Origin of the sequence: Nostoc sp., assembly GCF_036917535.1 — a bacterium.
Classification (GTDB): domain Bacteria; phylum Cyanobacteriota; class Cyanobacteriia; order Cyanobacteriales; family Nostocaceae; genus Nostoc.
The window spans coordinates 25,293-32,003 of sequence record NZ_JBALDA010000029.1 but is presented as its reverse complement, the minus strand read 5'-3'; the positions used below and the strand labels follow the sequence as shown (position 1 = coordinate 32,003).

The window sequence follows — 6,711 nt, the reverse complement described above, 5'->3', positions numbered from 1 at the left end:
GTTGTCTCTTTGATCTGGTGTGGCTTTAACGTAAAAGCTATACTGCTAAATTATCATACCTTCTTTTGGCTTTCTTTTTTGTTTAAGTCCCGTTAGTAAAGGCATAACTCAGGTAGTTCCTGGGAAGAAGTTACAGCTATTTTCAAGTAAATAGACCACGCAGTAGGGGTGCAAGGTCTTGCGCCCCTACGACAGGTGTGGTTCAAATACATGAAAACTGCTGTAAGGAGCGAATTCGTAATAGACACTATGGTCTTTAGAAATCTGATTATTCTGCCAGAGGCGGAACAAGATGTGGCTTTGGCTTGTATCTGGTATGAAGAGCAAGAACTTGGTTTGGGTGAAGAATTTCTTCGTTGTGTAGATGCTTGTATTCAGTTCATTCGGCGAAATCCAGAAATGTATCAGGTAGTTCACGAAAGCTATCGAAGGGCTGTAATTCGGCGTTTCCCTTACGTTGTTTTCTATGAATATTTGGACACTGTCTATGCAGTTTTCCACTCTTTTCAAGATCCAAAGAAATGGCGTGGTAGGCTACAATAAAAGCCGATAATCAGTTAACTGAAAAGTCTGCGATGCCTACGACGGGCTACGCCTACGCTAAAAATAGTAATTTATAATACAGTTTTTTGAGCAATGGGGTTGTAAAAAAGTTTTCCTGCGATCGCTTGCGCTGGCTCTTGTCAGTCTCAGAAACATGGGTACAAACCCTTATTATTTTGTCGACTTACAAAAAAGTTGGGTCTACTGAGTTAGCGATATTTGCTGGTAAAAACAAAATCTGTATAACTTGATTCTAAATGAGGTATCGTTCAGAGTTAAAATGACACAATTGCGTTAAATTGTGATTAAAACTACAAAAAATTGTTAAAACAACTAACTAATACCGTATTTCCTGCCTCAGTCTTCCGACTAGAGAGTGGTTTAACTTTTATTCATCAAGAAATTCCCACTACTCCCGTGGTTGTGGCAGATGTTTGGGTGCGTGCTGGAGCCAGCCTAGAGCCAAACCCGTGGTTTGGTATGGCGCACTTTTTAGAACACATGATTTTTAAAGGTACGGCGACGCTACCCCCTGGAATGTTCGATTCCAAAGTTGAAAACCGGGGTGGTGTGAGTAATGCGGCGACAAGCTATGATTATGCTCATTATTCACTCACCACAGCTGCCCCTTATTTAAAAGAGACTCTGCCCTATTTGGGAGAACTACTACTCAATGCGGCAATTCCAGAAGATGAATTTAGCCGGGAACGAGACGTGGTACTAGAAGAAATTCGCTCTTGTCAGGACGATTCCGACTGGATAGGATTTCAAGCTTTAATTCAAAGCATTTATCCGCATCATCCTTATGGACGTTCGGTGTTGGGTACTGAGCAAGAACTGATGCAGCAATCGCCAGAAGCAATGCGCTGTTTTCACCACGCCCACTATCAGCCAGAAAACATGACGGTGGTAATTGCTGGAGGTATAGCCCAGCAACCAGCTTGGGAAATGGTAAATCATTCATTTGCTGATTTTGCCGAACGCTCGAATTGTCCCCAGTTTGAGAAAGTGACAAAGCCAGCGATCGCAGGAATTCATCGTCAAGAAATGTATTTACCACGCATAGAGCAAGCGCGATTATTAATGGCGTGGCTGGTACCTGGAGTAGAAGATATGCGTACTGGCTATGGTTTAGATTTTTTGTCAGTGTTATTGGCACAAGGGCGGACTTCGCGCTTAGTGCGTAATTTGCGAGAAGATTTGCAATTGGTACAGGGAATTTGCAGTAGTTTTTCTCTACAACGGGAATCAAGTTTATTTACAATAATTGCCCGGTTAGAACCAGAAAATCTGGAGGAAGTTGAGTCTTTAATTTGCGCTCATTTGGATGATTTGCAGACTAAAGGAATTAGTGAACAAGAACTTGCTCGTATACGCAGACTTTTATGTAACGAGTATGCGTTTTCTACCGAAACGCCAAATCAACTTACAGGGCTTTATGGATATTACAATACCATTGCTCAAGCTGAATTAGCTGTGACATATCCCCAGCAGATTCAGTCTTTTGATGCCCAAGAATTGCAAAAATTAGCTAAACAGTATCTATCGCCACAGAATTACGCGGTTACTGTACTTAAACCGTGTTAGTTATTGGGCATTGGGCATTAGTTTTTGACAAAGGACAAAGGACAAATGACAAATGACATAGACGCGCCAGTGGCTTCCCGCAGGGTAGGACAAATGACAACCTTGCTGCAAAAATCGCCTATCCATCGCACTGTATTGAACAATGGCCTTGTCGTGCTGGTGGCAGAAAATCCGGCTGCGGACATTATTGCAGCGCGAATCTTTGTGCGTGCTGGTAGTTGTAACGAAAACCGGGAGCAAGCAGGGTTGGCACATTTGTTATCAGCAGCGATCACAAAGGGATGTGATGGACTTTCTAGCTTGGAAATTGCAGAAATTGTCGAGTCTGTAGGGGCGAGTTTGAGTGCAGATGCTGGTACTGATTATTTTTTGCTATCTTTCAAGACGGTGACATCTGATTTTGGGGAAATTTTAACATTGGCAGGGCGGATTTTGCGATCGCCTACTTTTCCCGAAACTCAAGTGGAACTAGAACGGCGTTTAGCACTCCAAGATATTCGTTCCCAAAAAGAGCAACCGTTCAATGTCGCCTTTGAACAAATGCGGCAGGTAATGTACCAAAATCACCCATACTCCATGTCAGTGCTGGGAAATGAAACCACCATGAGCCGCTTAACTCGTGAGGATTTAGTGGAGTATCACCAAACTTATTTCCGTCCAGATAATGTAGTAATTAGTATTGCTGGTAGAGTCACACCCACAGATGCAACAGCGTTGGTGGAAGAAGTTTTTGCTGATTGGCAAGCGCCAGCCCAGGTACTGCCAATACTGAATTTACCTGAGATTAAGGTAAAACCGCAGGTAAAGCTGAAGCCAGTACAGACACAACAATCAATCGTGATGCTTGGGTATTTAGGAACATCGGTGAGTTCAGTTGACTACGCCGCCCTGAAGTTGCTGTGTACCTACTTGGGAAATGGGCTTTCTAGTCGCTTGTTTGTCGAATTGCGGGAAAAGCGCGGTTTAGCTTACGAAGTATCTGCCTTTTACTCCACAAGGCTCTTTCCAGCCTCCTTTATAGTTTATATGGGTACAGCACCAGAAAATACCAGCATTGCCCTAGAAGGACTGCGTACAGAAGTAGATTTATTATGTACCACCGAAATATCTGAAAGCGCACTCCAAGCTGCTAAAAACAAGATCCTGGGCCAATACGCCTTGGGTAAACAAACGAACGGGCAAATTGCTCAGATATACGGTTGGTATGAAATTTTGGGCTTAGGAATTGATTTTGACACCAAGTTTCAAGAATTGGTTGCGGCGGTGAGTGCCAAGGATGCGATCGCTTCAGCTTGTAAATATTTAAAAGAGCCTTACTTGTCTTTAGTTGGTCAAGAAGAAGCAATTAATCGCGCGATCGCCTAACTGAGAATGTGCCGCAGCAACGCCCGTTGGAGATATCGTAAAATCCAGCAGCTGTTTTTTCGACCAAGCGGCTGTACCATTAGCATGAGAATATTCTGGGAGTGAATTCCATGCAAAGCAGCCTGACAGCAAGTATTTTGAGTTATTTAAAATTACTAGACCCAACTGTAAATCGCTGTAAAGTGGAAAAACGGCAAAAGGATTGGTGGCCAAAGAGGTCTAAATCTTTATCAGCCATTAAAATACTCTTGTTTTTTGCTACGCCTCTGCTTATTACCTCAACGACTCTAGTATCAATAGCAGCGCCACAAAAGATTGCCCAAGTAAATCCTGGAAATAGCATCAACCGCCCTAGCCTGAAAGTTGGCAGCCAAGGCGAACGTGTATCTGAACTTCAGGCAGCTCTGAAACTTTTGGGTTTTTATTCTGGTGCAGTAGATGGCATTTATAGTGAAAATACAGCTAATGCTGTTTCCCGATTTAAACAAGCAGCTGGCTTGAATCCAGATGGCATTGTTGATGCTAGCACTTGGCAACGACTTTTTCCTAATCAACCAGTTGCAGCATCAACTATCCCTTCATCCCAGCCAAGATTTAACTCAGCTACAAATTTTCCTGTTCCAACTCAGGCTAGTAACCTCACCAACGTAGCAAATCCCAACCCCAACCCTCCCAGACAAGCTGTAACCCAAGTTCCGACTAGACCAGAACCAAAACCTACTACCCCAAAAAAAGCTGTAACCCAAGTTACAAGCAACCCTGAGCCAAGACCTGCTACTCCCAGAAAAACTACAACTTCTAGCACAAAGAAAACGCCGAAACGTACTACATCAACTACTAAAACTCAGTCAAATACAACTACAAAACGAACTCCTGGTATTCAATACACCTCAGAAGGATTGCCAATTTTGCGTATAGGATTACGTGGTTCTGAAGTTGTTAAGTTGCAACAACAACTGAAAAAGCTTGGTTTCTTGAAAGGTGATGCCGATGGAGACTTTGGCGAGACAACCGAAGCAGCTGTGAAAGCTGCACAAAAGCGCTATGGTTTAGAAGCTGACGGCGTAGTTGGTGGCTCTACCTGGGAGGTTCTTTTGCGGCGTTAACCCGTATCCCTACTCTTCAAACTTGGTACATGTAGCGTTTCACCTGTCCTTAACCAGAGGTGCAGGCAACATTTCGGCATGAGCGCTCAGTCGAATGCTGTCAACCGAACAAAACTAGTACCGCAAGGCGGAATTCAAAATTCAAAATGACGCTCGCGGACTCGCTAACGCTGCGCTAACAAAATTCAAAATGAATACAGCGTAAGCGTTTCGTTGATTTGGAATGGTGAGGCAGTCCGGTCTTGGGGGTTTCCCCCATGAGGAACTGCTGAACCCGAAGGGGTGGTTTATTTACGCCGTGTTGTACTAGATACTTTGTTTCTTGGAAATCCCTAATCACTGGGGTTTCTCGACTTAGAGAAACCTTTGTAGAGGTTTTACGCTCAACACTATTTTTTATGAATTTAATCCGGTACATCCTGCAATACGATAAAGATATACCGATTAGAAGTATCTCTCTTAACAGCACTAAAAAATTACATTGATTTTAGGCTGACGAAAGATGATGGCAACTTTAAAAGTCAAGTAAAACAATACCTAATCGTGTTATAAATCACAACTGGCAATAGTGAAATTAATTAAACTGACTGCTAAATCCTCTAAAAAAACTTATGCAACACTTTTTATTAACTTGGCTCGGTACTGCGGTGGCGTTATTCATTACAGCTAATATTGTTCCGGGATTCTTTATCAAGAATTTTGTGACTGCCTTAATCGCTGCGTTTGTAATTGGTCTGGTTAATGCATTTATTAGACCAATTTTACAGATTTTGACGTTTCCAATTACCTTGCTCACCTTTGGTTTATTTACATTGGTGATTAACGCCTTAGCTCTTTGGCTGGCAAGTGTCCTAACTCCTGGTTCTGGTTTTGAGATTCAGGGCTTTTTACCTGCTTTATTAGGTTCAATTGTCCTAGCAATTGTTTCTAGTATCATTAACTATTTTTTGAGAGTTGTTGACTAGAAAAATTAGGGAACTTTTGTAGTACTAATATTTAAAGCTTGGGCAACAGCAAGAGTTACCGCTCCCGGTTGCCCTTGTATTTGGAAAATTTGTTTAGGAACTAAGAACTTCACCCGCAATTCTTCTATGTTTGTAAAGGGGAAAACAGTCAACGATGTGAGTTGAGAGGCTGCAAGCATAGCAGCTGCCTCCGCTACGCTAGGTGTACCTACTTTATCGTCGGTAATTGTGGCAGGGTTGGGGACACAGACAGAGCTAAGGATTTGTGCAGAAAAGGTTTTTAGAGGCAAATTGCGGAGGCGACAAAGTTTGATTAAGCCAACTTCAGAAGCTTTAGTATCAATGGTAGCAATACCTGCGATCGCACTTGGAAAAAGTTGATTTTCTCGAAAGACTTTCTCAATTGCCCAATCAATCAGCTGCCATGATGTTTCCCGTTTACAACCGATTCCTACCCATAAAACCTGTTGTAATTGGTGTATTTTCCTATTCAGTTCGTCAGAGTTTAACATGATTGGGTTTACTCCAACAGCCAACCAAATAAATCTTCCACCGTTAGCCTCAACTCACTTGCAAAATCTGGCACAGGGAGTAAAGCTTTTAGTTCATCTAACATGATTGGCTGTTGATTGCGGATGTACACAAATACTGTTTGTTCTTCTGAATCGATCAGCCAACCCATTTGTGTTTCATAATTCAGGCAATGTAAAATATTTTTTGTAACTTTCGTTTGTCTTTGGTCAGGCGATAGAATCTCAATAGTCCAATCAGGAGCTGCTTGGAATACGTTGGCAACTTCACCATTTTCATCACGGGGAATTCTTTGCCAAGTAAACACAGAAATATCTGGCACTATTGACCTTCCACCAAAAGTACACCGCAGTTCTGGAAAAGCACGAGCAATTCGCTTGGGCTTAACTGTTAAGTTGACAGTGCTAACCATTTCACCTTGAATTATACTGTGCTTTCCCTGTGGCATAGGTTTTTGAATAATTTGGCCATCGATATATTCACTAGCAGGTTTTGTTTCTGGTAACATTAGAAACTCTGCCAAAGTTATGTTTTTTGATGGTGTCCGTACCATAAGCGATCGCCTCCAAATCCAGCAATTCTAATTAACAACCCGCAAAGGATACAAAGAAAAA

Annotated in this window: 7 protein-coding genes; 5 read left to right on the top strand and 2 right to left on the bottom strand. The window is 42.3% G+C overall.

Features of this window, described 5'->3' with window-relative positions; genetic code table 11:
- Positions 1 to 249 precede the first annotated feature (249 nt).
- From V7K56_RS09360 to V7K56_RS09340, 5 genes are all read left to right on the top strand, one after another.
- Positions 250 to 543: a type II toxin-antitoxin system RelE/ParE family toxin gene (locus tag V7K56_RS09360; RefSeq protein WP_334909764.1), complete on the top strand. Its 294-nt coding sequence runs from the start codon at positions 250 to 252 to the stop codon at positions 541 to 543.
- A 321-nt stretch (positions 544 to 864) separates the two neighbouring features.
- Entirely contained in the window at positions 865 to 2,130 is a 1,266-nt protein-coding gene (locus V7K56_RS09355) for a M16 family metallopeptidase (RefSeq protein ID WP_334909762.1), read from the top strand.
- 93 nt (positions 2,131 to 2,223) lie between these two features.
- Entirely contained in the window at positions 2,224 to 3,495 is a 1,272-nt protein-coding gene (locus tag V7K56_RS09350) for a M16 family metallopeptidase (protein WP_334909766.1), read from the top strand.
- Between the two features lie 110 nt (positions 3,496 to 3,605).
- Positions 3,606 to 4,601, top strand: coding sequence for a peptidoglycan-binding domain-containing protein (locus tag V7K56_RS09345; protein WP_334909760.1), 996 nt, complete (start codon positions 3,606 to 3,608; stop codon positions 4,599 to 4,601).
- Between the two features lie 611 nt (positions 4,602 to 5,212).
- Complete coding sequence (locus tag V7K56_RS09340; RefSeq protein ID WP_094347683.1) at positions 5,213 to 5,566, top strand: phage holin family protein; 354 nt, start codon at positions 5,213 to 5,215, stop codon at positions 5,564 to 5,566.
- A gap of 5 nt (positions 5,567 to 5,571) precedes the next feature.
- On the opposite strand, the gene V7K56_RS09335 is transcribed toward V7K56_RS09340, so the two are convergent.
- Both V7K56_RS09335 and V7K56_RS09330 read right to left on the bottom strand, forming a co-directional pair.
- A complete protein-coding gene (locus V7K56_RS09335; protein WP_334909758.1) occupies positions 5,572 to 6,078 on the bottom strand; it encodes a cobalamin biosynthesis protein in 507 nt (168 codons plus the stop codon).
- An 8-nt stretch (positions 6,079 to 6,086) separates the two neighbouring features.
- Positions 6,087 to 6,650, bottom strand: a complete 564-nt coding sequence (locus tag V7K56_RS09330; RefSeq protein WP_334909756.1) for a Uma2 family endonuclease — start codon at positions 6,648 to 6,650, stop codon at positions 6,087 to 6,089.
- Between the last annotated feature and the right edge of the window lie 61 nt (positions 6,651 to 6,711).